Genomic DNA, 25,101 nt, shown 5'->3' on the forward strand with positions numbered 1-25,101 from the left:
GGCGCGGACACCCTGCGGCAGGGCGGGTGTGGCTTCCACACCCCCCGCACCTCCTCGGGGCGCCCACGGCCGCGTACCCGCGGACGCCGGCGCCGGAACGGCGCGGCCTTCCGATGTGCCCGTGTCAGGGGCGCGGCTACGGGGTCGGGCAGACGACGTGCGGCTCGATGTCGGCCGCGGCGTCGGCGCCGTAGGCGGCCGCGAAGCGGTCGAGGAACGCCCGGCGCCCGAGGGTGTACTCCTGCGGGCCGGCGGCTTCGAGGGCGTGCGCGGCGATGGCGTTGCCGACCTGGGCGGCGCGTTCGAGCGGCAGGTCCCAGGCGGTCGCCGAGAGGAAGCCGGCGCGGAACGCGTCGCCGACGCCGGTCGGGTCGACGACGGAGTCGACTTGGACGCAGGGGACGTGGACGCCCTCCTCGCCCTCGCGGTCGATGACGACGCCCTTGGCGCCGAGGGTGGTGACGCGGACGCCGACGCGGGAGAGGATCTCCTCCCCCGACCAGCCCGTCTTCTCCTCCGCCAGGGCCTTCTCGTACTCGTTGCTGAACAGGTAGGCGGCGCCGTCGATGAGGCGGCGGACGTCGGCGCCGTCCATCCGGGCGAGCTGCTGGGAGGGGTCGGCGGCGAACGGGATGCCGCGGTCGCGGCACTCGTCGGTGTGCCGCAGCATCGCCTCCGGGTCGTTCGGGCTCACCACGACGAGGTCGAGGCCGCCGACGCGGTCGGCCACGGGCCGCAGCTCGATGGAGCGGGCCTCGCTCATCGCGCCGGCGTAGAACGTGGCGATCTGGTTCTGGTCCTGGTCGGTGGTGCACAGGAACCGCGCCGTGTGGTGGATCTCGGACACGTGCACCGAGGCGGTGTCGACCGTGTGCCGTTCGAGCCAGGAGCGGTAGTCGGCGAAGTCGTCACCGACGGAGCCGACGAGGATGGACTCCTTGCCGAGACTGCCCATGCCGAAGCAGATGTTGGCGGCGATGCCGCCGCGGCGGATCTCCAGCTCGTCCACCAGGAAGGACAGCGAGACCCGGTGGAGCTGGTCGGGCAGGAGCTGGTCGGTGAACCTTCCGGGGAAGGTCATCAGATGGTCGGTCGCAATGGAACCGGTCACGGCGATGCGCACGGCGTCGCTCTCCTCGTCGTGGTCGTCCGGCTGTTTCACCGGCTGTTCGAACCCGTCAGGCTACCCACCATCGCACCACACATCACCGCCGCACGACAGTTCGCCGCGGGACGCCCGCAGGGCAGCATCGAGGGGCGGCCCCGACCACGGGTCCGGACCGCCCCTCCTGTGCTCGACGCTCGACCGCCGCGCGCTCGGCGCGCGTCAGTTGAAGGAGTCGCCGCAGGCGCAGGAACCCGACGCGTTCGGGTTGTCGATCGTGAAGCCCTGCTTCTCGATCGAGTCGACGAAGTCGATCGTGGCGCCCGTGAGGTAGGGCGCGCTCATCCGGTCGACGCGCACCGACAGGCCGCCGAAGTCCTGGATCTGGTCGCCGTCCATCTCGCGCTCGTCGAAGAAGAGCTGGTAGATCAGACCGGAGCAGCCGCCCGGCTGCACGGCGACACGCAGCGCAAGGTCATCGCGGCCCTCCTGCTCAAGCAGGCCCCTGGCCTTCTCGGCGGCGGCGTCGGTGAGGACGACGCCCTGCTGCGTGGTCTCCTGCGTGGTCTCGCCTGAAACCGTCATGTGTTCAGCTCCCGGGTCTCGCTGCGCCGCGCTAGCGGCGGACTGTCGCTTGTCCTCGAAGACGTCTGTGCCTCTTCCCGTAGGACAACGTACCTCGCCACATGGCCATTCCGCTTCTCGGCCGTCTTTAACGCCCCGGACGGGTGCGGTCTACGTCACACCGCCAACCCCCCGCCGCATATGCCATCATTAGTCGTCAAAGCGACGATAAGTCCCGTCGCGAAGGGAGACCGCCGTGACCACCCCAGTGCGCGACCTACCGCTGCTGCTGCTCGGCAGCGGCGCCGACCCCGCGAGCGAACGCGGCGTGGACTGCCCCGGCGAGCTGCCGGCGGCGTCCGACCCCGCCCTCGTCGAGCGGGCCCGCGCCGCCAAGGCGGCGCTCGGCGACCGCGTGTTCGTGCTCGGACACCACTACCAGCGCGACGAGGTCATCCAGTTCGCGGACGTGACCGGCGACTCGTTCAAGCTGGCCCAGCGGGCCGCGGCCCGCCCCGAGGCGCCCTACATCGTGTTCTGCGGCGTCCACTTCATGGCCGAGTCGGCCGACATCCTGACCGCCGCCCACCAGCGGGTGATCCTGCCCGACCTCGGCGCGGGCTGCTCGATGGCCGACATGGCGACCTTCGACCAGGTCGAGGAGTGCTGGGAGGTCCTGGAGGACGCCGGGATCGCCGACGACGTCGTCCCCGTGACCTACATGAACTCCTCCGCCGACATCAAGGGGTTCGTCGGGCGGCACGGCGGGGTGGTGTGCACCTCGTCCAACGCCAAGCGCGCCCTCGACTGGGCCTACGGCAAGGGCAAGAAGGTCCTGTTCCTGCCCGACCAGCACCTCGGCCGCAACACCGCCGTCCTGGAGATGGGCTTCTCCCTGGACGACTGCGTCGTCTACAGCCCGCACCGCCGCGAGGGCGGCCTCACGCACCGGCGGCTGCGGGACGCCAGGATGATCCTGTGGAGGGGCCACTGCTCGGTGCACGGCCGGTTCACCAAGGAGTCGGTGGACGACGTCCGCGCGCGGGTGCCGGGGGTCAACGTCCTCGTGCACCCCGAGTGCCGGCACGAGGTCGTCACGGCCGCCGACCAGATCGGCTCGACCGAGTACATCATCAAGGCGATCGAGGCCGCCGAGCCCGGCTCGTCCTGGGCCGTGGGGACGGAGCTGAACCTCGTGCGGAGGCTGGCGAACGCCCACCCGGACAAGAACGTGATGTTCCTCGACAAGACCGTCTGCTACTGCTCGACGATGAACCGGATCGACCTGCCGCACCTGGTGCTGTCGCTGGAGTCGCTGGTCGCGGGGAAGGTCGAGAACGTCATCGAGGTGGACGAGGAGACCGCGCACCACGCCCGCGCCGCCCTCGACCAGATGCTCGCCCTGCCCTGACCGGGCGCGGCCGGCCGCCGGACGGGATCACAGGCCGGGGGCGCCCCAGACGGGGAACCACCGGCCGAGGTCCTGCTCGAACCGCAGGTCCGCGCCGATCGCGCCGCGCACCTGGAGTTCGAGCGCGTTGTCGCGCTTGTCTCCGGGGAGCGGCGCGAAGGGGTAGAACGTCCCGCGCTTGTAGAGGTAGACGAGTGCGAGCCGGCGGCCGTCGGGGCCCTTGAAGCCGACCAGGGAGCACAGCAGGTGCGGGCCGAACCCGCCCGCCTCCAGCGTCGCGTTCACCGCGTGCAGGTCCGTGACGAGATCGGGCAGCTGGTCGGGGCGCTGCTCGGCGAGCAGCCACGTGTAGCCGTAGCCGTCGGTGCTGATCTGGACCTTGGGGCCCTCGTCGGCGTCCAGCAGCTCCTGGACGTCGGCCTGGAGGCGCGCGAACGCGCCGCCCTCGGCCGCGCGGAAGCACACGGATCCGAGCCCGGTCGGGGTGAAGCCCGTCGCCGCCTCCAGGGTGACGGCCGCGGTCGACAGCCCGAAGATCTGGTCGAGGTCGGGTTTGGCCGGCTTGGACCGGCCGAGCAGGGTGTCCAGGAACCCCACGGATCACACTCCCCTGCTGAGCTGCTCGGAGATCTTCGACAGCTGCGCGAGCCGCCGGTCCAGCGACGGGTGGGTGGAGAACAGCGCGGAGACGCTGACCCCCCTGCCGAGCGCCGGGGTGAAGAAGAAGGCGTTGAACGCCTGCGAGGAGCGCAGGTCGCTGGTCGGGATCCGCGCGATCTCGCCGCTGACCTTCGTCAGCGCGCTGGCCAGGGCGGAGGGGCGCCCGGTCAGCAGCGCGGCGGCGCGGTCGGCCGACAGCTCGCGGTAGCGCGACAGGGCCCGGGTGAGCAGGAAGCTGACCGCGTAGGCGAGCGCGCTGGCCGCGACGACCGCCAGCAGGATCAGCCCGGTGTTCTGGTCGTTGCTGCGGCGCCCGAACCCGCCCCACAGCCCCCACTGGAGCCCGAACCGGGTGATCAGGCCGGCGAGGATGCCGAGGAACGAGGCGATCGTCATGACCGCGACGTCCTTGTGCGCGACGTGCGCCATCTCGTGCGCGAGAACGCCCTCCAGCTCGACCGGGTCGAGCCGGCGCAGCAGGCCGGTGGTCACGCAGACCACGGCCTTCTTCTGGTTGCGGCCGGTGGCGAACGCGTTCGGCACGTCGGTGTCGGCGATCGCGACCCGCGGCTTCGGGGCGTCCGACATCGCGCAGATGCGGTCGATCACGCCGTGCAGCTCGGGCGCCTCCTGGGGGGAGACCACCCGGCCGTGCATGGCGAACAGCGTCATGCGGTCGGAGAAGAAGTACTGGGCGAGGAGGAACAGCACCGCGACGACCAGCGCGACGCCGGCCCAGTTCGGCACGAAGACGAAAAATGCCCCCACGAAGACGACGTACACCAGCCCCAGCAGGAACATCGTCACGAGCATCCGCGATGTCAGCCCCCGGTCGGAGGCGTAACGCGTTCTGGCCATCCGGCCACCCCCAGTCCTTACTGCTCTTCACTTGGACGAACGTCCAAGGCGCGGGTTTTGTGCCCGGATGTCCATAACGCGGCCCGGGCCCGCGCGGCCGGGGTCGTCCCGGAGGACGGCCCGAGCCCGCAGCCGGTCAGTCCGGGATGAGCCCCTCGTCGCCCAGCATGGAGCGCACCTCGTCGATGTGCGCGTCCGCCGGGGGCAGGATCAGCTCGGACGGCTCCAGGCTGTCGGGCGGAAGCGGCCTGCCCACCTTGCGGACGTTGTCCAGCAGGGCGTGCAGCGCGGCGCGGAACGCGGTCTCGTCGCCCGACTCGATCGCCGCCTCCAGCTCGGCGTCGAGGGAGTTGAGCGAGGACAGGTCGCCCTCGGCCACGTCGAGCTGGCCCTCGCCCATCAGACGAACGATCACTGGGCACCCCCGGGGTTCTGCGGCCACGGGGCCTGCTGGGGGGTGTCCTGCTGCTGGTGCTGCGGCTGGGCGGTCGGCGAGCCCTGGTTCAGCTCCTTGGGCGCGGGGCCCTGGCCGAGTTCGGCCTTGAGGCGCTCCAGCTCCAGGTCGACGCCGGGGCCGGAGCCCATCCGGTCGAGCTCGGCCTGGATGTCGTCCTTGGGACCGGAGAAGTCCTCCAGGGCGCCGGAGGCCAGCAGCTCGTCGATCGCGCCGGCGCGGGCCTTCATCGTGTCGGTCTTCTCCTCGGCGCGCTGGATCGCCAGGCCGACGTCGCCCATCTCCTCGGAGATGCCGGAGAACGCCTCGTTGATCTTGGTCTGCGCCTCGGCGGCCGTGTAGGTCGCCTTGATCGTCTCCTTGCGGGTGCGGAAGGAGTCGACCTTGGCCTGCAGCCGCTGGGAGGCGAGCGTGAGCTTCTCCTCCTCGCCCTGCAGCTGCTGGTACTGCCCGCGCAGGTCGTTGAGCTGGCTCTCCAGGCCGGAGCGGCGGGTCAGCGCCTCGCGGGCGAGGTCCTCGCGGCCCACCTGCAGCGCCTTCTTGCCCTGGTCGGTCAGCTTGCTCTGCTGCTGCTCGAGCTGGTTGATCTGCAGTTCGAGACGCTTGCGCGAGGTGGCGACGTCGGCGACCCCGCGACGGACCTTCTGCAGCATCTCCAGCTGGCGCTGGTAGGAGTAATCGAGGGTCTCCCGAGGGTCTTCCATCCGGTCCAGGGCCTTGTTCGCCTTGGACTTGAAGATCATCGACATTCGCTTCATCACGCTCATCGCGCGGCGCCGGTCCCTTCGTGCTGTCGCCTCAGTCGTGAACTGGGCTCAATGACCACTGCTGGGGTTCTTATCACCCTACGCGTTAACGCGCGAGGCAGCCACGATGTTCGCAGCCGGTAGGCTGATCCCTGTGTTCAAGCGTCGTACCCCGGAGGCCCCGCCGGATCCTCCTCAGGTAGTAAAGCCCGGCGGCAAGGGCCGTCCCACGCCCAAGCGCAGCGAGGCCGAGAAGCGCCGCCGGCAGCCGATCACGGCTCCGGCGACCCGCAAGGAGGCCTACAAGAAGGTGCGGGAGCGGCAGGCCGTCGACCGCGCCAAGGCGCGCGAGGGCATGGCCAAGGGCGACGAGAAGCATCTGCTCAAGCGCGACCGGGGCCCCGTGCGCCGGCTGGCCCGCGACTACGTCGACTCGCGCCGCACGGTCGGCTCCTACCTGATGTACGCGATGTTCGCGATCGTGCTGCTCAGCCTCCTGCCGATCCCGGCGGCCCGGCTGCTGGTCCTGTTCGCGCCGCCGCTGCTGCTCGTGGTGGTGTTCGCGGAGGGCTTCCTGCTGAGCCGCGGCATCAAGCGGCTCGCCGCCGAGCGCTACCCCGGCGAGGACGCCAAGGGCGTCGGCATGTACGCCGCGATGCGCGCGATGCAGATCCGCCGGCTGCGGATCCCGAACCCGCGGGTGCGCCTCGGCGAGAAGGACAAGGTCTGAGCGCGGGTACGGGCGAGGCCGGGGCCTGAGGGCCGGCTCCGGGACCGCGCCCGGCGGAGGCGTCCGCCACGCGCCGCACGCGCGGGGCGGGGCTAGGGTCGGGGCCATGGAGTTCCGAAACCTGGGCCGGAGCGGTCTGAAGATCAGCGAGATCGCGTACGGCAACTGGCTCACCCACGGCTCTCAGGTCGAGGAGGACGCGGCGCGCGCCTGCGTGCGGGCCGCCCTCGACGAGGGCGTGACCACGTTCGACACCGCCGACGTCTACGCCGGCACGCGCGCCGAGGAGGTGCTCGGGCGGGCGCTGAAGGGGCAGCGCCGCGAGGGGCTGGAGATCTTCACCAAGGTCTACTGGCCGACGGGTCCCGGGGTGAACGACCGTGGCCTCTCCCGCAAGCACGTCTTCGAGTCGATCCACGGCTCCCTGCGCCGCCTCGGGACCGACTACGTGGACCTGTACCAGGCCCACCGGTTCGACTACGAGACCCCGCTGGAGGAGACCCTCCGGGCCTTCGACGACCTCGTCCGGCAGGGCAAGGTCCTCTATGTCGGGGTGTCGGAGTGGCGGGCCGAGGAGATCGAGCGCGCCCTGAAGATCGCCGACGAGATGGGCTTCGACCGGATCGTCTCCAGCCAGCCGCAGTACTCGATGCTGTGGCGGGTCATCGAGGAGGAGGTCGTCCCGCTCTGCGAGCGCGAGGGCGTCGGCCAGATCGTCTGGTCGCCGATCGCGCAGGGCGTCCTGACCGGCAAGTACAAGCCGGGGCAGCCCCTTCCGGAGGGGTCGCGCGCCACCGACGACAAGGGCGGCGCCGACATGATCAAGCGCTACCTGGACGACGACCTGCTGACCCGCGTGCAGAACCTGCGGCCGGTCGCGGACGACCTCGGCCTGTCGATGGCGCAGCTCGCGATCGCCTGGACCCTGCAGAACCCGAACGTCTCGGCGGCGATCGTGGGCGCGTCCCGCCCCGAGCAGGTCGCCGAGAACGTGCGGGCGGCCGGGGTGAAGCTGGACGCCGACGTGATGAAGCGGATCGACGAGATCCTCGGCGACACCGTCATCCGCGACCCGGCCAAGACCGTCAGCCCGCGCAGGCGCCCCTGAGCCCGGCGGGCATCACCGGGGGCCGCGGAGCGCGACGCTTCGCGGCCCTCTCCCTTCCCGGCCGGTCACTCCGGGTCGTGCAGGCTCATCCCGTACACGATCGTGTCGCCGTCCAGGAGGGTCACCTTGTCGACCTCCTCGGTGCGCAGCCCCCGCCAGTTCTCCCCCAGCCAGCTCTCCGCGTCCGCCTGGGTGGAGAAGGTCTCCTCCGACATGCCGATCGTCCGCCCGTCGGCCTTCTCCAGCCGCCAGCTCCACGCCATCGCCCTCGACCTCCCTCGTCGCGGTGAGACTAGCCGGTCAGGCGGCGGCCTCAATGGCGCGGCGCAGCGCGTCCGGGCTCTCGGTGTCGGACTGGGCGAGCGTCCGCCCGTTGACCCGCACGCTGGGCGTCCCCTGGATACCGGACGATATGTAGCCCTGGCTGACGGTCTTCACGCCGGCGGCGTGGCGCTGGTTCTTCACGCACGACGTGAAGTCGTCGCCGGTGAGCCCCAGCGGCTCCGCGTAGGAGAGCAGGTCCTGGGTCAGGTAGCCGGTGGCGTTCTCGTTCTCGGGCTGATGGGCGTAGAGGGCGTCCTGGTAGGAGAGCCAGTGGGCGCCGTCGGTGACGCAGCGCAGCGCCGCCGCGGCCCGCAGCGAGTTGTCGTGGGCCGGCTGCGTGCCCGCACCGAAGATCAGCATCGGATGGAAGACGACCTTGGCGCGGCCCTCGACGGCCAGCTGCTTGAGCATCGGGTCGTGCCGGCGGTCGAAGGCGCCGCAGGGCGGGCAGGCGAAGTCCTCGTAGATGTCGACGACCGGGGCCGTGACGCCCGGGCGGGCCATGGTGAGGCTCCCGTCCGCGAGGGGCGTGGCCTCGGCGCCGCCGGCGATCTTGCCGACCCTCAGCCGCTCCCCGCCGCCGTCGCCTCCCCCGTCGTCGCCGCCCCGGACCACGAAGACGAAGACGGCGGCCACCGCGAGCACCAGGACGAGCCCTGCCCCGACCAGCGCGATCACCAGGCCGCCGCCGCGGCGTCCCGGCGGGGGCGCTCCGGGCATGCCGGGCGGGCCCGGCGGCCATCCCGGCGCGGGGCCCGGCGCGGGGCCGCCGGGCGGGAAGGGCGGCGGGCCGTAGGGCGGCTGCTGCCCGCCCTGACCCGGTCGCGGGGGCCAGGGCGCGTTCGGGGGGTTGCCCACCGGGACTCCTCCAGAGGGGGCGTCGTGATCCTTACGGCCGAGGGTAACCGTAGAGTTCGCGGCGGGATGAACATCGAACTTCGCGGCGTCGCCGCCGCACAGGGCTGGCCGGCGCCGGGGTGCCGGTGCGCGTCGTGCGGCCGGCTGCGCGCGGCGGGCGTCCGGCACGAGCCGTTCGCCGCCGCGGTCGACGGCGTCGCGCTGGAGGACCTGCCGCGGACGGACGTACCCGGCGGGTACGAGGTCCGCACGCCCGGCGGAGGGCGCGCGCTGGTGGCCGCGGGTCCGGGGGCCAGGCCGGAGCCGTCCGCGGGCGCCGTGTACGACGCCGTGCTGCTGGACATGGCCGGATCGCCGGACCATCTGGGATACCTGCGCCACACGGGGGCCGTGACGCCGGAGACGCGGGTCGTCGCCGTCCACGTCGACCACCGCCTGTCCTCGCCGTCCGAGCTGGAGCGGCGCATGGCCTTCTGGAACCGCTCGGAGCACGGCCCGTTCCGGACGCTGCTCCTCGGCGGAAGCCGGTCGGGCAAGTCCACCGAGGCGGAGGCGCGCCTGGCCGGGTGCTCGGACGTCCTCTACGTCGCGACCGGCCCCGTCCGCGGCGACGACCCCGAGTGGGCCGAACGCGTCGCCGCGCACCGGCTGCGCCGCCCGGCGTGGTGGCGCACCGTGGAGACGACCGAGCTCGCCGGCGTCCTCGCGTCGGCGACCGGCCCGGTGCTGGTGGACGGCATCGGCACCTGGCTCGCGGCCGCCATGTCCGAGACGGACGCCTGGGAGGAGCCGGCGCGGGTGGGGCCGCTCGTGGACGGCCTCGTCGCGGCCTGGCGGGGCACGGCGGCGCGGGTCGTCGCGGTGAGCGACGAGGTCGGCCTGTCGCTGGTGCCGACGACGGCGTCCGGGCGCGCGTTCCGGGACGTGCTCGGCCGGGCCAACCAGCGGCTCGCGGCCGAGTCCGAGGAGGCGGCGCTGGTCGTCGCGGGCCGCGTCATGGAGCTCCGGTGACCGTCCCGGACCCCGGATGACCGCCGGCCTGCGGCTGGCGGTGACGCTGCTCACCGTCGTCCCGCTGGGCACGGGCCGGGTCGACCGCGACGCCGCGCGCTCGGCGATGCTGCTCGCCCCCGCCGCCGGGCTGATCCCGGGCGGGGCCGCCGCGCTGGTCCTGCTCGCGGGCGGCCCGCTCGGCCTCTCGGGCCTGCTCGCCGCGGCGCTCGCGGTGGCCGCGTCCGCGGCGGTCACCCGCGCCCTGCATCTGGACGGCCTCGCCGACCTCGCCGACGGCCTCGGCAGCGGGCGTCCCGCCGCCGAGGCACTGGCGATCATGAAGCGGTCCGACATCGGCCCGTTCGGCGTCGTCACCCTGCTGCTGACGCTGATGGTCCAGGTGGCCGCCCTGGCGTCGGCGCCGCACCCCGCCTTCGCCGCGCTCGTCGCGTCGGTCACCGGACGGCTGGCGCTCCCGTGGGCGTGCCGCACGGGCGTGCCGCCGGCGCGGCCCGGCGGCCTCGGGGCCCTGGTGGCGGGCACCGTGCCGGCACGCGCGGCGCTCGCCGCCACGGCCGCCGTCCTGGCGGCCGCGACGACCGCGGGACTGGCCGCGGGCGGCCTCGGCGGCGCCCTGCACGGCGCGGCGGCGGTGGCCGCCGGGCTCGCCGCCGCCCTGCCGGTGCTCCGCCGCGCCGTGCGCCGCCTCGGCGGGGTGACCGGCGACGTGCTCGGCGCCCTCGTCGAGATCGCCGCGACGGCCGCGCTGGTCGCCCTCGCGGCGCTGCCCTGAGGGCGCGGCGGCCCCCCGGAGGGCAATGCTTGATCCAAAAGGACGAAACCGGTCACCGGGAGGACTAACATCGGGCTACGTGACGAGCATCAGCCTTGACAGCGCAGACCTGGCCGGCCTCGACGTCGACGCGATCGTGATCGGCGTCGCCCCCGCCGCGGCGGGCGCCGCGCCGGCCGACGGCGCGCAAGCCCTCGACCGCGCGATGGACGGCAGGCTCGCGGACGCGCTGGGCGCGCTCGGCGCCACCGGCAAGGCCGGCGAGGTGACCAGGCTGCCCTCGCTCGGCGCCGTCCCCGCCAAGGTCATCGTGGCCGCCGGGCTCGGCGAAGACCCCTCCGCCGAGGACCTGCGCCGCGCCGCCGGCGCCGCCGTCCGCTCCCTCGCGGGCACCGCCCGGGTCGCGGTCGCGCTCCCCGCCTCCGGCGCCGAGGGCGTCGAGGCCGTCGCGCTGGGCGCGCTGCTCGGCGCCTACTCCTTCGACGCCTTCCGCACCGGCGACGGCCACAAGAGCCCGGTCGAGGAGATCCGCCTGGTCGCCCCCGCGTCCGAGGAGGCCGCCCTCGGGCGCGCCCGCACCCTCGCCGCGTCGGTCCGGCTCGTCCGCGACCTGGTGAACACCCCGCCGTCCCACCTGTCCCCCGAGGACTTCGCCGGCGAGGCCGAGCGGGTCGCCGGCGAGACCGGCCTCGCCATCGAGGTGCTGGACGAGAAGGCCCTCGTCGAGGGCGGGTACGGCGGCATCGTGGGCGTCGGGCAGGGATCGGTGAACCCGCCGCGGCTCGTCCGGCTCGCCTACACCCACCCGGAGGCGTCCAGGACGCTCGCCCTCGTCGGCAAGGGCATCACGTTCGACTCCGGCGGCCTGTCCCTCAAGCCGAGCGAGGCGATGGACTGGATGAAGTCCGACATGGGCGGCGCGGCCGCCGTGCTCGGCGCGCTCGCCGCCATCGCCGAGCTGCGCCCCGCGGTCAACGTCGTCGGCTACCTCGCCCTCGCCGAGAACATGCCGAGCGGCACCGCGCAGCGCCCGTCCGACGTGCTGCGCATCTACGGCGGCACGACCGTGGAGGTCCTCAACACCGACGCCGAGGGCCGGCTCGTCATGGCCGACGCCCTCGTCCGCGCCGGCGAGGACTCCCCCGACCTCATCGTGGACGTCGCCACCCTGACCGGCGCGCAGCTCGTCGCCCTCGGCACCCGCACCTTCGGCGTCATGGCCAACGACGACGGCGTGCGCGAGAAGGTGGTCGCGGCGGCCGAGCGCGCGGGCGAGGCCTCCTGGGGCATGCCGCTGCCCCCGGAGCTGCGCAAGGGCCTCGACTCGGCGGTCGCCGACATCGCCAACATCAGCGGCGAGCGCTGGGGCGGCATGCTGGTCGCCGGGACGTTCCTCAAGGAGTTCGTGCCGGACGGCGTCAAGTGGGCCCACCTGGACATCGCGGGCCCCGCCTTCCACAAGGGCGAGCCGTACGGGTACACGCCGAAGGGCGGCACCGGAGCCGCGGCGCGCACACTGGTCCAGATCGCCGAGGACGTCGCCGCGGGAGTCCTGTAGGGGGCCACGGGAATTCCACGGGGGTCCCGCCCGCTGTGAGCGGGCGGGGAACAGAATAGGTTTTCTTGTGGCGTGGGGGCCCGGCTGCCGGTGCGCCCCGCCCAGGACGCCGCGATCCACGCGGCGCCACGACCGGGAAAGGGAGCGTCCAGTGGCCAACAACGGCCCCTTCGACATCGTCGTCCTGGGTGCCGGCAGCGGCGGGTACGCGTGCGCGTTGCGCGCCGCCGAGCTCGGCAGGTCGGTCGCGCTCATCGAGCGGGACGAGTCGCTCGGCGGAACGTGCCTCAACCGCGGCTGCATCCCCACCAAGGCGCTGCTGCACGCGGCCGAGGTGGCGGACCAGTCCCGCGAGGCGGCGAAGTTCGGTGTGAAGGCCACCTTCGAGGGCATCGACGTCGCCGGGGTGAACGCCTACAAGGACAAGGTCGTCTCGACGACCGTCAAGGGCCTCACCGGGCTGATCAAGTCCCGGGGCATCGAGGTCGTGCACGGCACCGGGCGGCTGGCCGGCCCCACCGCGGTCGAGGTCGAGACCGCCGAGGGGATCCGCCGCATCGAGGGCGGGCACATCGTCCTCGGCACGGGGTCGGCGCCGAAGTCGCTGCCCGGCCTGGAGATCGACGGCGAGCGCGTCATCTCCAGCGACCACGCGCTGCGGCTGGAGCACGTCCCCGGCTCGGTCGTGATCCTCGGCGGCGGCGTCATCGGCGTCGAGTTCGCCAGCGTGTGGCGCTCCTTCGGCGCCGACGTCACGATCGTCGAGGCGCTGCCGCACCTGCTCCCGCTGGAGGAGGAGACCAGCTCCAAGCGGCTGGAGCGCGCCTTCCGCAAGCGCGGCATCAGGTTCGAGCTCGGCACCCGGTTCCAGAGCGCCAAGACGACGCAGGGCGGCATCTCCGTCACCCTCGAAGACGGCAAGACCATCGACGCCGAGCTGCTGCTCGTGGCGGTGGGCCGCGGACCGGTCTCCGACGGCATCGGCCTGGCCGAGGCCGGCGTCGAGACCGAGCGCGGGTTCGTCAAGGTCGACGAGTACTGCCGCACGAGCGTCCCCACGATCTCCGCGGTCGGCGACCTGATCCCGACGCCGCAGCTGGCCCACGTCGGCTTCGCCGAGGGCATCCTCGTCGCCGAGCGGCTGAGCGGGCTCACCCCGCCGCCGATCGACTACGACGGCGTCCCTCGCATCACCTACTCCGACCCCGAGGTGGCCTCGGTCGGCATCACGTCCGCCGTGGCCCGTGAGCGCGGGTACGAGATCAAGGAGGTCACCTACGACCTCGCCGGCAACCCCAAGAGCAAGATCCTGGGGACGCAGGGCGAGGTCAAGGTGATCGCGGCCGTGGACGGCCCCGTCCTCGGCCTCCACATGGTCGGCGCACGCGTCGGCGAGCTCATCGCGGAGGGGCAGCTCATCTACAACTGGGAGGCCCTGCCCGGCGAGGTCGCCCAGCTGATCCACCCCCACCCGACCCAGTCCGAGGCGGTCGGCGAGGCGCATCTCGCCCTCGCCGGCAAACCACTGCACGTGCACGGCTGAGAAGCCGCACAAGTATTCCGAAGGAGTCGCTGGACCATGCCGGTCTCCGTCACCATGCCCCAGCTCGGCGAGAGCGTCACCGAGGGCACCGTCACCCGCTGGCTCAAGAAGGAGGGCGAGCGCGTCGAGACCGACGAGCCGCTCCTGGAGGTGTCCACCGACAAGGTCGACACCGAGATCCCCTCCCCCGCCTCGGGCATCCTCACCAGCATCACCGTCGCCGAGGACGAGACCGTCGAGGTCGGCGCCGAGCTGGCCGTCATCGGCGACGAGGGCGAGGCGCCGTCCGGCGGCGGCGCCCCGGCCGCCGAGGAGCAGCAGGCGGAGCCCCAGCAGGAGGCCCCGCAGCAGCAGGAGGCCCCGCAGCAGGCGCAGCAGCCCCAGGCGCAGCAGGCTCCCCCGCCCGCCGCCTGGCCGCCGCCGGCGCAGCAGCAGCCCGCGGCCCCGCCCTCCCCGGCGCCCGCCCCGGCGCCGCAGCCGCAGGCCCAGCAGCAGCCGCCCGCGCCGGCCCCGGCGGCCCAGCCCGCCCAGCAGCAGGCGGAGCCGGGCGACGGCCCGTACGTCACGCCGATGGTCCGCAAGCTCGCGGCCGAGCACGGCGTCGACCTCGGCACGGTCAAGGGCACCGGCGTCGGCGGCCGCATCCGCAAGCAGGACGTCCTGGAGGCGGCCCGCGCCGCGCAGCAGGCCGCCCAGCAGAAGGCCGCGCCCGCCGCCCCCGCCGCGCCCGCGCCCGCCCCGGCCCCGGCGCCCGCCGGACGGCACGCCGCCCCGGCGCCCGCCGGCGCCCCCGCCGAGCAGATGGCGCTGCGCGGCCGGACCGAGAAGATGTCGCGGATGCGGCAGACGATCGCCCGCCGCATGGTCGAGTCGCTGCAGGTGTCCGCGCAGCTCACCACCGTGGTCGAGGTGGACATCACCAAGATCGCGCGGCTGCGGGAGCAGGCCAAGGCCGACTTCCAGGCCCGCGAGGGCGTCAAGCTGTCGTTCATGCCGTTCTTCGCGCTGGCGACGGTCGAGGCCCTCAAGGCCCACCCGAAGCTGAACGCGGTCATCAACGGCGAGACCAACGAGGTCACCTACCACGAGGTGGAGAACCTCTCCATCGCCGTCGACGTGCCCGAGCGCGGCCTGATGGTCCCGGTCGTGCACAACGCGGGCCAGCTCAACCTCGGCGGCCTCGCGCAGCGGATCGCCGACATCGCCGAGCGCACCCGCACCAACAAGGTGAGCCCGGACGAGCTGGCCGGCGGCACGTTCACGCTGACCAACACCGGCAGCCGCGGCGCCCTGTTCGACACGCCGATCCTCAACCAGCCGCAGGTCGCCATGCTCGGCACCGGCGCCGTCGTCAAGCGCCCGGCCGTCATCGACGACCCGGAGCTGGGCGAGGTCATCGCGGTCCGGTCGATGGTCTACCTGGCGCTGACCTACGACCACCGCCTGATCGACGGCGCGGACGCGGCCCGCTTCCTCGCCACGGTCAAGCACCGCCTGGAGGAGGGCAACTTCGAGGCCGACCTCGGCCTCTGACCCCTCCCGCACGTCCACCGGACCCCGCCGCGCCCGCAGCGCCGGCGGGGTCCGGCGCGTCCGGGGAAACGCGGGACCCGCCCGGGAGTGTCGGCGTCCGGCGGCGCCGTCCCTCTACGCTGGGGGTATGAGGGTCACCGTCACGGGCTCGTCGGGCCTCATCGGCTCGGCGCTGGTGCAGTCGCTTCGCGAGGACGGCCACGACGTCGTCCGGCTGGTGCGCCGGGAGCCGTCCCGCCCCGACGAGGCGCGCTGGTCGCCGGCCGACGGCTGCGTCGACAAGGAGTCGCTGGAGGGCGCCGACGCCGTCGTGCACCTGGCGGGCGCCGGGGTCGGCGACCGGCCGTGGACGAAGGCGTACAAGCAGAAGATCCGCGACAGCCGCCTGGTCGGCACCCGCACGCTCGCCGAGGCGATCGCGGCGGCCTCGCCCCGGCCCCGCGTGCTCGTCTGCGGGTCGGCGATCGGCTACTACGGCGACACCGGCGACCGCGAGGCCGACGAGGACTCCCCCGCCGGAGAGGGCTTCCTCGCCGACGTCGTCCGCGACTGGGAGGCCGCGGCCGCGCCCGCGCGCGAGGCCGGGGTCCGGGTCGTGCACCCGCGGACGGGCGTCGTGCTGGCCCGCGAGGGCGGCGTCCTCGGGCGCACCCTCCCGCTTTTCAGGTTCGGCCTCGGCGGCGACCTCGGCGACGGCCGGCAGTGGACGAGCTGGATCTCCCTCCCCGACGAGGTCGCGGCGCTGCGGTTCCTCATCGACACCGAGATCGCCGGACCGGTCAACCTCACCGCCCCGAACCCGGTGACCAACGACGCCTACACCAAGGCGGTCGGCCGCGCCCTGCACCGGCCGGCACGGCTGCCGGTCCCGAAGTTCGCGCTGCGCGCCGCCCTCGGCGGCTTCGCCGACGAGGGGCCGCTGGTCAGCCAGCGGGTCCTGCCGCGCCGGCTGCTGGAGGCCGGTTTCCGGTTCGCGCACGAGGACGTCGACGCGGCGGTCGCCGCCGTCCTGTGAGTCCCAAGAATCGTCAAAGTCCCGCCCGATCCCGTTCGGTAGTCATACGGTGACAATCAGACGGACGGCCTACGAGGGGGATGCATGAGCACCGACGGACAGCCGCACATCCTCGCGATCGGCGGGGGCACCTTCGTGCCCGACGGCCGGGAGAGCCTGGCCCCGAGCCCGCTGCTGCGCTACGCGTTCGACCTGACCGGCCAGGACCGCCCCCGGGTGTGCTTCCTGACGACGGCCGTCGGCGACGGCGCCGAGTACATCGCGCGCTCCTACGCCGCGTTCTCCTCGATGGACGCCGAGGTCAGCCATCTCGCGCTGTTCCCGATGCCGAACGTCGCGGACGTCCGGGCGCACCTGCTCGCCCAGGACCTGCTGTACGTGTCGGGCGGCAGCGTCGCGAACCTGCTGGCGCTGTGGCGGCTGCACGGCCTCGACGAGATCATGCGCGAGGCGTGGCAGGAGGGCGTCGTGCTGTCCGGGCAGAGCGCGGGCGCGCTGTGCTGGCACGCCGGCGGCAACACCGACTCGTTCGGGCCGCAGCTGCGCCCCCTCACCGACGGCCTCGGCTTCCTGCCGTACTCGTGCGGCGTCCACTACGACAGCGACCCGCAGCGGCGGCCCCTGCTCCAGCAGCTCGTCGGCGAGGGGACCCTGCCGGGCGGGTACGCGGCCGACGAGGCGGTCGGCCTGCACTACGTCGGCACCGAGTTCGTTCAGGCCGTCTCCTACCGCCGGGAGGCGGGCGCCTACAGGATCGAGCCTGACGGCCCGGGCACGGCCAAGGAGTACCGGCTGGAGCCCCGGCTGCTCGCCGCCTTCTGAGGAGCGGTCCGGGCGATCACGGCATAAGCTGGCCCGTGTGAGCGATGTGGACGTACGCGAGCTGGTGGTCGTGCACGCGGGGTTCGGCGAGGCGGCCGTCCCCTACGAGGACGGGTGGGAGCTGCAGAAGCGCACCCACGCGCTGCGGGTGGACGACGCGATCCCCGACACCGTCCTGCTGCTGGAGCACCGGCCCGTCTACACGGCGGGCAAGCGGACGGAGGCGCTCGACCGGCCGTTCGGCGACCCCGGCGCCCCGGTCGTCGACGTCGACCGCGGCGGGAAGATCACCTGGCACGGTCCGGGGCAGCTCACCGGCTACCCGATCGTCCGGCTGCCCGACCCGGTGGACGTCGTCGGCTACGTGCGGCTCCTGGAGCGGATGATGATGGACGTCTGCGCCGACCTCGGGCTGGAGACGGAGACGGTGGAGGGGCGCAGCGGGCTGTGGGTCCGCGGGACCCCCGACCGCAAGATCGGCTCGATCGGGATCCGGGTGGCGCGCGGCGTCGCGATGCACGGCTTCATGCTCAACTGCGACAACGACATGGGCTGGTTCGACAAGATCGTCGCCTGCGGGATCCGCGACGTCGGGTCGACCAACCTCAGCCGCGAGCTGGGCCGGCAGGTGACGGTCGCCGAGGTCGTCCCGCTGGTCGAACGGCACCTGGCCGGGGCGCTGGGCGCGGCGGAGACGTTCCACCGCACCACGGCGCAGCTCGGGATCCTCGGTCAGGCCATCACCTTGTAGACGGCCTGGCCCTCGGTCGCGGCGAGCCGGAAGAACTCGCCCAGCCCCGCGTAGGCGGGCTGGAAGACCCGCTCGCGGGCCGCGTCGTCCAGCCGCCCGGCGTCCTGGACGCCCGCCCGGACCATCGCGGGCGGGTCGAAGCGTCCCGCGATCGCGGCGAACGGCGCCGCGGCCAGGTGGTCGGCGGCGGGCTTGACCCGCTCGGGGGCGAGATAGATCACGTCCATGCCGAGCTCGTCGGCGCCGTCCTCGGTGAGCAGCCGGCCGCCGCACACGACGTCGGCCTCGGGCTGGCGGCCCTCCCACGGGTCGCCGGTGACGAGGTAGTGCATCGCCTGCCACGCCCAGCCGAGCTCGAACAGCACGGCCGAGCCGCGCCGCCGCCAGTTCGCGTCGCCGAAGACGTGGCGCGCGATCCGGCCGGGGTCGGGCTCTCCCTCCAGCACGGGCGGCACCCTGAGGTACGACATTGCCAGACCCACGGTGGTCCTCCTGCTGAGCTGTTGCGTGACGACAGGGAGTCACCCTAGAGAGATCCATTGGCGGAGATGGCCGAAACACGCGAATCGGCTGCACCGGCGGAGTACCGTCATACGTTCGAGATCGGTCCGATACGGCTTCGATGCTGCTCCCTCCGGCGTGCCGCCGGTGTGCCGGTACCGCTGATCGCGACGTACCCTGGGACCCGTGACGACGGTGACACCTGAGGGACGCAAGCTCCTGCGCGTCGAGGCGCGCAACAGCCAGACCCCGATCGAGCGCAAGCCCGAGTGGATCAAGACCCGGATGAAGATGGGCCCGCAGTACCGCGAGCTCACCGGCCTGGTGAAGTCCGAGGGCCTGCACACGGTGTGCCAGGAGGCCGGCTGCCCCAACATCTTCGAATGCTGGGAGGACCGCGAGGCCACGTTCCTCATCGGCGGCGACCAGTGCACCCGGCGCTGCGACTTCTGCCAGATCGACACCGGCAAGCCCGCCGCGCTGGACCGTGACGAGCCGCGCCGCGTCGCCGAGTCCGTCGCCACGATGGGGCTGAAGTACGCGACCGTCACCGGCGTCGCCCGCGACGACCTGGAGGACGGCGGCGCCTGGCTGTACGCCGAGACCGTCCGGCGGATCCACGCGGCGGTCCCCGGCTGCGGCGTCGAGCTGCTGATCCCCGACTTCAACGCCGTCCCCGAGCAGCTCGCCGAGGTGTTCTCGTCCCGGCCCGAGGTGCTCGCGCACAACGTGGAGACCGTTCCGCGGATCTTCAAGCGGATCCGTCCAGGGTTCCGCTACGAGCGCTCCCTGGAGGTCATCACCCGGGCGCGCGAGGACGGCCTGGTCACCAAGTCGAACCTGATCCTCGGCATGGGCGAGACCCGCGAGGAGGTCTCGCAGGCGCTGCGCGACCTGCACGAGGCCGGCTGCGAGCTCATCACGATCACCCAGTACCTGCGGCCGAGCCCCCGCCACCACCCGGTGGAGCGCTGGGTCAAGCCCGAGGAGTTCGTCGAGCTGGCGGCCGAGGCCGAGGAGATCGGCTTCGCGGGCGTGATGTCCGGGCCGCTGGTGCGCTCCAGCTACCGCGCCGGCCGCCTCTACAAGCAGGCCGTCTCCGCGCGCGGCTGACGACCGGCTGTCGGGACGGCCGTCCGACCGGACTATCCTGGGACGCATGTCGAAAAAGCCCACGGACGGGGCCCAGGAGAGTCCAGGGCGCCTCAAGCAGATCCGCATGGTCGCCCAGGTGCTCCGCCAGGCCGACCCGAAGGCCCTGCCGATCGTGTTCGCCTCCGCGATCGGGGCGCTGGTCGTCGTCATCCTCATCGGGCTGCTCATCGGCCAGCTGTGGTTCTTCATCCCGCTGGGCGTCCTCGCCGCGTTCGCCACCGGCATGATCGTCTTCGGGCAGCTGGCGCAGCGCGCGCAGTACAAGGTGATCGCCGGTCAGCCCGGCGCCGCCGCCGCGATCCTGAAGAACATGCGGGGCAACTGGTCGGTGACCGAGGCGGTCAGCGGCAACCGCAACCTCGACATGGTGCACCGCGCGGTGGGGCGCGCCGGCGTGGTGCTCGTCTCGGAGGGCCCGCGCAGCCGCGTCGGCCCGCTCCTCGGCGCGGAGAAGAAGCGCATCTCCCGCGCGGCCCAGCAGGTGCCGATCTACGACGTGCAGGTCGGCGACGACGAGGGCCAGATCCCGGTCGACAAGCTCCAGCGGCACCTGATGAAGCTGCCCCGCAACCTCACCAAGGGGCAGGTCGCCGAGCTGAACGACCGGCTCCAGGCACTCCCCCGTTCGATGCAGATGCCGAAGGGCCCGATGCCCAGGGGCGCGAAGATGCCGAAGGGCCCGAAGCCCAAACTGCGCTGACGCCCAAAGGAAAAGCGCCCCTTCGGGGGCGCTTTCTCGTTCCCGGCGGTGCGCCGGCGCCGGGCTAGTTGGAGACGACGACCGTGTTGCTCGCCCGGTCGTGCATGCCGCGGTAGTCGCGGTCCCAGATCAGCGCGGGGAGGACCAGGAGCAGCAGCAGCGTCCTCGCGAGGGCCCAGCCGAGGCCGACGGGGCGCCCGTCCAGCCGGGCCACCCTGATGCCGCACAGCCGCTTGCCGATCGTCGTGCCGAGGAACGCGGTGAGCACCCACGCCTGCAGGCCGAAGATGAGCAGCGTCCAGGTGCTGCGCTCGGCGGGGTCCCACCCAAACGAGCGCGCGAGCAGGCTCGCGACCAGCATCGACAGGCCCCAGTCGAGGAACAGGGCGAGGAGCCGGCGGCCGTAGGGCGCGACGGAGCCGCTGCCGCTCTCGGGCAGGCCGATCCGCTTCCCGGGCTCGCCGAGGTCGACCCCGGCCGAGCGCGCCCCGCCGAGCCACGTCTGCGTCCACCGCGGCCCGGCCGCCTTACCACCGCTCATGCCCCCACGCTATCCCGTCCTTCCGGAGGTTCGGACGCGGCTCCCACGGGGAGGCCCGATGTGACCCGTAACACAGCGGAAACATACGAGACATGGTCGGGAAACGGCGCGGACATACCGTCGGGGAAGCCGAGAACCGCCCTGAGGAGGCTGGATGTTCAGCAGCGCCGAAGAGGTCCTGAGCTACATCAGGAACGAAGGTGTTCGATTCGTCGACTGCCGGTTCGTGGACCTGCCGGGCAAGATGCAGCACTTCACCTTCCCCGTCGAGAGCTTCGGCGAGAACGTCTTCACCGACGGGCTGATGTTCGACGGGTCGTCGGTCCGCGGCTTCCAGGAGATCCACGAGTCCGACATGCTCCTGCTGCCGGACCCGAGCACCGCCGTCGTGGACCCGTTCCGTCAGCACAAGACGCTGATCCTGAACTTCTTCGTGCACGACCCGCTGACGGGCGAGCCCTACAGCCGCGACCCGCGCAACATCGCGCGCAAGGCCCAGGACTACCTGCGCGGCACCGGCATCGCCGACACCTGCTACTTCGGTCCCGAGGCCGAGTTCTACATCTTCGACGACGTCCGCTTCGAGACGAAGCAGAACGCCGGCTACTACTACCTCGACTCGATCGAGGGCGCCTGGAACACCGGCCGCGAGGAGGCCGGCGGCAACCTCGGCGCCAAGCCCCCGTACAAGGGCGGCTACTTCCCCGTCCCGCCGATGGACCACTACACCGACCTGCGCTCGGAGATGGTGGCCCAGCTCCTGGAGTCGGGCATCCACGTCGAGATGCAGCACCACGAGGTCGGCACCGCCGGCCAGGCCGAGATCGACTTCCGCTTCGACACGCTGCTGAAGACGGCCGACAACCTCATGCTCTACAAGTACATCGTGAAGAACGTCGCGCGCGCCGCGGGCAAGACCGTCACGTTCATGCCGAAGCCGATCTTCGGTGACAACGGGTCGGGCATGCACTGCCACCAGTCCCTCTGGAAGGACGGCTCGCCCCTCTTCTACGACGAGGTCGGCTACGCGGGCCTGTCCGACAACGCCCGCTACTACATCGGCGGCCTCCTCAGGCACGCGCCGTCCCTGCTGGCGTTCAGCAACCCCACGGTGAACAGCTACCACCGCCTCGTCCCCGGCTACGAGGCCCCGGTCAACCTGGTCTACTCCCAGCGCAACCGCTCGGCCTGCATCCGCGTCCCGATCACCGGCTCGAACCCGAAGGCCAAGCGCATCGAGTTCCGCGTGCCGGACCCGGCCTGCAACCCCTACCTGGCCTTCTCCGCCATGCTGATGGCCGGCCTGGACGGTATCAAGAACAAGATCGAGCCCCCGGAGCCGGTCGACAAGGACCTCTACGAGCTGCCGCCCGAGGAGGCCCGCGCCATCCCGCAGGTCCCCGGCAGCCTTCCCGAGGTCCTCGCCGCCCTGGAGACCGACCACGACTACCTGCTGGAAGGCGGCGTCTTCACCCCGGACCTCATCGAGACCTACGTCACGATGAAGAACGAGTTCGAGATCGACCCCATCCGCCTGCGCCCCCACCCCCACGAGTTCGAGCTCTACTACGACATTTAAGAGCACCGCAGGCCAGAGTGGTTTTTCCCTCTGCCGGGCCGTCTGCGGGTCGTCGGCCGTGTCCTTCCCATCGCGGAGGGCGCGGCCGACGGCCTTTCCGGCGGGCGGCACTCAGGCGGCGGCCCGCGCGCACGAAGAAGTGGCCCTTCCCGAAGATCCGGAAAGGGCCACCCCAGCGTGGGACACCGCTTACGCGGCACCCCCGGATGCGTAGACGTCCACGATCGCGGCGAAGTACCGGCCCGTGGAGGCCTGCCTGTCGGACGTGGCCCCGAAGAACCCGTCCCTGAACCTGACCTGGAGCGTGGCGCCACGGCCGAGTCGCCAGGTGAGGCGCCGACGCGCCTCACGAAGCGCCTCGCGCTCCAGTTGCTTCTTGCTGTTCCCCCAGATCGTGTCGTGGAGGGTCAGCACGTGGTCGCCTGCGGGCTCGTCGGCCTGCGCGGCACTGCCCAGGATCACCTCGACGTCCACCGAACGGGCGTAGAAGCGGTCCGTGGTCTCGATGTAGTACGGCGTGCTCTCCACGCCGTCCACACCGTCCCTGAACACCACGCGGTACATGGCGTCAGGACCGAAGAACTGGCGCGCCCTGTGGAGCACCCTCCGCTCCATCTGCCGCATGCTGTTGCCGGAGACCTCCCCCGCGCGGAACGTCGTGCACGGCTGCTCGTCGAACTGCGGGGGTCCGCTGAGGACCGCCTCGACCTCCACGTACATGGAGAAGAAGCGGTCCTTGGTGCCCAGGCGTTCGGGCGTCGTGCACACGTCCCTGAACGTGACGCGGAGCTCGGCGTCAGGACCGAAGAACTGACGGCCTTCGTGCCGCGCCCTGCGCTCCATCTCCCCGATGCTGTTCCCCGTGATCACGTCCACGAGGGTGAGCACGCACCTGCGCGTCCCCGCAGCGGACTGCGGGAACGACGCGATGTCGAACTCCCCGAGGTAGGGGTTGTGCGTCGCGTCCGGGCCTTCGGGCGCCTGCTCCACGCGGCTGGCCACCACACGGAGCTCGGCGTCAGGGCCGAACAGCTCGAGCGCCCGTACCAACGCCCCACGCTCCATGTTCCCCATGGCGTTTCCGGTGAGACGGACCTTCGTCGCACAGTCGACGTGCTCGTCGGCCTGCGGTGACGTGGCGCTCAGGACCGCCGCGACGGAGATCAGGGAGGTGCGGCCAGGGGGGTTGATCCTGCTGCTGACGACGTTGAGCACGGCGTCAGAGCCGAAGCAGTCACGCGCCTCGGCAAGGGCCACGGCCGACATCGCCTCGGGGCGGACCCCGTTGAGCCAGGCAGTGAAGATGACCGTCTTGCCGGTTGCGCTCTCGACTCGCGAGGGCTGCTGCATGATCGTCACGGATTTCTCCCGACAGTTGGGGGACGTCAGACGTCCCTTTGAGTTGTGGGGTCCGAGGACCCGGCTGGTGTTGCTCTAGGAACCGTCCGGCTACGCCGTGGCTTCGCAATCAGCCCGCCTGGGGCGCGCGAACTTATCGCAACCAGTTGGTTGTGATATCGTCAATGGCAACCAGTCAGTTGCTATAGGGGGTGCCGTGGCCGTCCCGGATCGCATCGAGCGGACGCTCGAACTCGCCCACCCGCCCGCGCGGGTGTGGGCGGCGTTGACCACCGCCGAAGGGCTCGGCGGCTGGTTCGGCTCCCACGCGGAGGTCGACGACCTGCGGCCCGGTGGCGAGATCCGGGTGCGGTGGGACGACCAGGGCGAACACACCCTCTGGATCCAGGTCGTCGAGCCGCCCCGCCGGTTCGCCTTCACGTGGGCGATCGAAGGGCTGCCGGCGGACGATCCGCGGCGCACCTACGTGGAGTTCACGTTGGAGCCGACCGGCACGGGCACCCGGGTGACGGTCGTGGAGAGCGGCTTCGCCCAGCTGCCGGACCACCTGGCCGGCGCCTACGAGAGCAACACCAACGGGTGGCGGATGGAGCTGGCCGAGCTGACCGGATACCTCGATGCCGCACCCTGACCAGCCCGAACTCGTCGCCCAGGCGGTCTTCAGCGCGCTCGCCGACCCGACCCGGCGCGGCATCCTCGCCGAGCTCGCCGCGCACGGCCCGGCGACCGCGACCGACCTGGCCGCCCGGCTCCCCATCTCGCGCCAGGCGATCGCCAAGCACCTCGACCTGCTGGCCGATGCGGGACTGGTCCGGGCGGAGCCCGGGGAGCGGCGACGGATCCGCTACCGGTTGCAGACCGGGCCGGTGGCCGTGGCCCAGTCGTTCCTCGCCGCGCTGGCACGCGACTGGGACGGCCGCCTGAGCGCACTACGCGACCATCTCGAACACAACGAGGGGAACGAAGCATGAGTCCGACATTCCGCGGCGGCCACAACATCGCCATGAAGCTGCCCAAGGCACAGTTCGACCGCACCGTCGCCTTCTACCGCGACGTGCTGGGCATGGAGGTCACCGACGAGAGCAGCGGAGGCGTCGTGGACCAGTGCGCCTCGGTGCAGCTCGGCCCGGTGAAGCTGTGGTTCGATCGCGTCGACAACTACGCGCGGGCCGACCTGTGGCTGGAGCTGTTCACCGATGACGTCGACGGCGCCGCCAGGCACCTGGCCGCGCACGGTGTCGCCGTCCAGGACGAGCTTGAGCCGTTCCCCGCCGGCATGGACGCCCACTGGATCAGCAACCCGGTCGGCATCCCGCACATCGTCCGCCTCGCCGACGAGGACCAGTGATCTCGTGCGCGCCGACCGGCAACGTTCGTCGATGAGTCGATGAACGCCTCTTTCTGTGCTCGACTCGTGGACAATACTTCGTTAGACGATAT

At 72.2% G+C, this 25,101-nt stretch carries 28 protein-coding genes; 17 read left to right on the plus strand and 11 right to left on the minus strand.

Annotated features, from left to right (window positions below):
• Positions 1-136 precede the first annotated feature (136 nt).
• Together AB0C87_RS22145 and AB0C87_RS22150 are read right to left on the minus strand one after the other, a co-directional pair.
• Positions 137-1,123: a carbohydrate kinase family protein gene (locus AB0C87_RS22145; protein ID WP_345186179.1), complete on the minus strand. Its 987-nt coding sequence runs from the start codon at positions 1,121-1,123 to the stop codon at positions 137-139.
• A gap of 204 nt (positions 1,124-1,327) precedes the next feature.
• Positions 1,328-1,690, minus strand: coding sequence for an iron-sulfur cluster assembly accessory protein (locus AB0C87_RS22150; protein WP_345186114.1), 363 nt, complete (start codon positions 1,688-1,690; stop codon positions 1,328-1,330).
• Positions 1,691-1,925: 235 nt separating this feature from the next.
• Between AB0C87_RS22150 and nadA the strand changes: the two genes are divergently transcribed.
• The gene (nadA, locus tag AB0C87_RS22155) at positions 1,926-3,080 is read left to right on the plus strand and encodes a quinolinate synthase NadA (protein ID WP_345186111.1); all 1,155 of its coding nucleotides are present in this window, start codon (positions 1,926-1,928) and stop codon (positions 3,078-3,080) included.
• 27 nt (positions 3,081-3,107) lie between these two features.
• Here the strand turns inward: nadA and AB0C87_RS22160 are convergent, their stop codons facing one another.
• The 4 genes from AB0C87_RS22160 to AB0C87_RS22175 all read right to left on the minus strand — a co-directional run bounded on the left by AB0C87_RS22160 (position 3,108) and on the right by AB0C87_RS22175 (position 5,819).
• Positions 3,108-3,677, minus strand: a complete 570-nt coding sequence (locus AB0C87_RS22160; protein WP_345186108.1) for a hypothetical protein — start codon at positions 3,675-3,677, stop codon at positions 3,108-3,110.
• A gap of 3 nt (positions 3,678-3,680) precedes the next feature.
• A complete protein-coding gene (gene htpX, locus AB0C87_RS22165; RefSeq protein ID WP_345186106.1) occupies positions 3,681-4,598 on the minus strand; it encodes a zinc metalloprotease HtpX in 918 nt (305 codons plus the stop codon).
• Between the two features lie 136 nt (positions 4,599-4,734).
• A complete protein-coding gene (locus AB0C87_RS22170) occupies positions 4,735-5,013 on the minus strand; it encodes a hypothetical protein (protein ID WP_345186102.1) in 279 nt (92 codons plus the stop codon).
• Positions 5,010-5,819, minus strand: coding sequence for a PspA/IM30 family protein (locus tag AB0C87_RS22175; protein ID WP_345186099.1), 810 nt, complete (start codon positions 5,817-5,819; stop codon positions 5,010-5,012). Before AB0C87_RS22175 ends, AB0C87_RS22170 begins: the two co-directional genes overlap by 4 nt.
• Positions 5,820-5,952: 133 nt before the next feature.
• Between AB0C87_RS22175 and AB0C87_RS22180 the strand changes: the two genes are divergently transcribed.
• Together AB0C87_RS22180 and AB0C87_RS22185 are read left to right on the plus strand one after the other, a co-directional pair.
• Positions 5,953-6,528 carry a DUF3043 domain-containing protein gene (locus tag AB0C87_RS22180; protein WP_353833723.1) on the plus strand — a complete coding sequence of 192 codons (576 nt, stop codon included), beginning with the start codon at positions 5,953-5,955 and terminating at the stop codon, positions 6,526-6,528.
• Positions 6,529-6,634: 106 nt separating this feature from the next.
• Complete coding sequence (locus AB0C87_RS22185) at positions 6,635-7,636, plus strand: aldo/keto reductase family protein (protein ID WP_345186093.1); 1,002 nt, start codon at positions 6,635-6,637, stop codon at positions 7,634-7,636.
• A 65-nt stretch (positions 7,637-7,701) separates the two neighbouring features.
• Here the strand turns inward: AB0C87_RS22185 and AB0C87_RS22190 are convergent, their stop codons facing one another.
• The gene (locus AB0C87_RS22190; protein ID WP_185023425.1) at positions 7,702-7,899 is read right to left on the minus strand and encodes a hypothetical protein; all 198 of its coding nucleotides are present in this window, start codon (positions 7,897-7,899) and stop codon (positions 7,702-7,704) included.
• 37 nt (positions 7,900-7,936) lie between these two features.
• Complete coding sequence (locus AB0C87_RS22195) at positions 7,937-8,818, minus strand: thioredoxin domain-containing protein (protein WP_360579277.1); 882 nt, start codon at positions 8,816-8,818, stop codon at positions 7,937-7,939.
• Positions 8,819-8,884: 66 nt separating this feature from the next.
• Here AB0C87_RS22195 and AB0C87_RS22200 point away from each other — a divergent pair, with 66 nt between their 5' ends.
• The 8 genes from AB0C87_RS22200 to lipB all read left to right on the plus strand — a co-directional run bounded on the left by AB0C87_RS22200 (position 8,885) and on the right by lipB (position 17,826).
• Positions 8,885-9,829 carry a bifunctional adenosylcobinamide kinase/adenosylcobinamide-phosphate guanylyltransferase gene (locus AB0C87_RS22200; RefSeq protein WP_360579279.1) on the plus strand — a complete coding sequence of 315 codons (945 nt, stop codon included), beginning with the start codon at positions 8,885-8,887 and terminating at the stop codon, positions 9,827-9,829.
• A gap of 16 nt (positions 9,830-9,845) precedes the next feature.
• Positions 9,846-10,604 (plus strand): adenosylcobinamide-GDP ribazoletransferase, encoded by a 759-nt coding sequence (locus tag AB0C87_RS22205; RefSeq protein ID WP_360579281.1) that lies wholly within the window; start codon positions 9,846-9,848, stop codon positions 10,602-10,604.
• Positions 10,605-10,629: 25 nt separating this feature from the next.
• On the plus strand, positions 10,630-12,162 hold the full coding sequence (locus AB0C87_RS22210; protein ID WP_353835905.1) for a leucyl aminopeptidase: 1,533 nt from the start codon (positions 10,630-10,632) through the stop codon (positions 12,160-12,162).
• A gap of 151 nt (positions 12,163-12,313) precedes the next feature.
• Complete coding sequence (gene lpdA / locus AB0C87_RS22215; protein WP_345187815.1) at positions 12,314-13,705, plus strand: dihydrolipoyl dehydrogenase; 1,392 nt, start codon at positions 12,314-12,316, stop codon at positions 13,703-13,705.
• A 36-nt stretch (positions 13,706-13,741) separates the two neighbouring features.
• Positions 13,742-15,238 carry a 2-oxoglutarate dehydrogenase, E2 component, dihydrolipoamide succinyltransferase gene (gene sucB / locus AB0C87_RS22220; RefSeq protein WP_360579283.1) on the plus strand — a complete coding sequence of 499 codons (1,497 nt, stop codon included), beginning with the start codon at positions 13,742-13,744 and terminating at the stop codon, positions 15,236-15,238.
• Positions 15,239-15,365: 127 nt separating this feature from the next.
• Positions 15,366-16,253 (plus strand): TIGR01777 family oxidoreductase, encoded by an 888-nt coding sequence (locus AB0C87_RS22225; protein WP_345174737.1) that lies wholly within the window; start codon positions 15,366-15,368, stop codon positions 16,251-16,253.
• An 84-nt stretch (positions 16,254-16,337) separates the two neighbouring features.
• Positions 16,338-17,075, plus strand: a complete 738-nt coding sequence (locus AB0C87_RS22230; protein WP_360579285.1) for a peptidase E — start codon at positions 16,338-16,340, stop codon at positions 17,073-17,075.
• 37 nt (positions 17,076-17,112) lie between these two features.
• Positions 17,113-17,826 (plus strand): lipoyl(octanoyl) transferase LipB, encoded by a 714-nt coding sequence (gene lipB, locus AB0C87_RS22235; RefSeq protein ID WP_345174733.1) that lies wholly within the window; start codon positions 17,113-17,115, stop codon positions 17,824-17,826.
• Here the strand turns inward: lipB and AB0C87_RS22240 are convergent.
• Entirely contained in the window at positions 17,808-18,308 is a 501-nt protein-coding gene (locus AB0C87_RS22240; protein WP_360579286.1) for a DUF1877 family protein, read from the minus strand. The two genes, lipB and AB0C87_RS22240, sit on opposite strands and share 19 nt — an antisense overlap.
• A 205-nt stretch (positions 18,309-18,513) precedes the next feature.
• Between AB0C87_RS22240 and lipA the strand changes: the two genes are divergently transcribed.
• The gene (lipA, locus tag AB0C87_RS22245; RefSeq protein ID WP_345174728.1) at positions 18,514-19,440 is read left to right on the plus strand and encodes a lipoyl synthase; all 927 of its coding nucleotides are present in this window, start codon (positions 18,514-18,516) and stop codon (positions 19,438-19,440) included.
• A 46-nt stretch (positions 19,441-19,486) separates the two neighbouring features.
• Positions 19,487-20,182: a DUF4191 domain-containing protein gene (locus tag AB0C87_RS22250; protein ID WP_345174726.1), complete on the plus strand. Its 696-nt coding sequence runs from the start codon at positions 19,487-19,489 to the stop codon at positions 20,180-20,182.
• Between the two features lie 64 nt (positions 20,183-20,246).
• On the opposite strand, the gene AB0C87_RS22255 is transcribed toward AB0C87_RS22250, so the two are convergent.
• Positions 20,247-20,723: an RDD family protein gene (locus tag AB0C87_RS22255; RefSeq protein WP_360579288.1), complete on the minus strand. Its 477-nt coding sequence runs from the start codon at positions 20,721-20,723 to the stop codon at positions 20,247-20,249.
• A gap of 154 nt (positions 20,724-20,877) precedes the next feature.
• Here AB0C87_RS22255 and glnA point away from each other — a divergent pair, with 154 nt between their 5' ends.
• Complete coding sequence (glnA, locus tag AB0C87_RS22260) at positions 20,878-22,302, plus strand: type I glutamate--ammonia ligase (RefSeq protein WP_345174721.1); 1,425 nt, start codon at positions 20,878-20,880, stop codon at positions 22,300-22,302.
• A gap of 189 nt (positions 22,303-22,491) precedes the next feature.
• Here glnA and AB0C87_RS22265 read toward each other — a convergent pair whose 3' ends face one another.
• Complete coding sequence (locus tag AB0C87_RS22265; protein ID WP_345174719.1) at positions 22,492-23,661, minus strand: hypothetical protein; 1,170 nt, start codon at positions 23,659-23,661, stop codon at positions 22,492-22,494.
• Between the two features lie 196 nt (positions 23,662-23,857).
• Here AB0C87_RS22265 and AB0C87_RS22270 point away from each other — a divergent pair, with 196 nt between their 5' ends.
• The 3 genes from AB0C87_RS22270 to AB0C87_RS22280 are packed head-to-tail and all read left to right on the plus strand — an operon-like array spanning position 23,858 to position 25,009.
• Positions 23,858-24,292 (plus strand): SRPBCC domain-containing protein, encoded by a 435-nt coding sequence (locus tag AB0C87_RS22270; RefSeq protein ID WP_345174717.1) that lies wholly within the window; start codon positions 23,858-23,860, stop codon positions 24,290-24,292.
• Positions 24,279-24,632: a metalloregulator ArsR/SmtB family transcription factor gene (locus AB0C87_RS22275; RefSeq protein ID WP_345174715.1), complete on the plus strand. Its 354-nt coding sequence runs from the start codon at positions 24,279-24,281 to the stop codon at positions 24,630-24,632. The genes AB0C87_RS22270 and AB0C87_RS22275 overlap by 14 nt, the downstream gene beginning before the upstream one ends.
• Entirely contained in the window at positions 24,629-25,009 is a 381-nt protein-coding gene (locus tag AB0C87_RS22280; protein WP_353832826.1) for a VOC family protein, read from the plus strand. Before AB0C87_RS22275 ends, AB0C87_RS22280 begins: the two co-directional genes overlap by 4 nt.
• Positions 25,010-25,101: the final 92 nt, after the last annotated feature.

The sequence above is a fragment of the Actinomadura sp. NPDC048021 genome (assembly GCF_040653135.1).
GTDB lineage: Bacteria > Actinomycetota > Actinomycetes > Streptosporangiales > Streptosporangiaceae > Spirillospora > Spirillospora verrucosospora.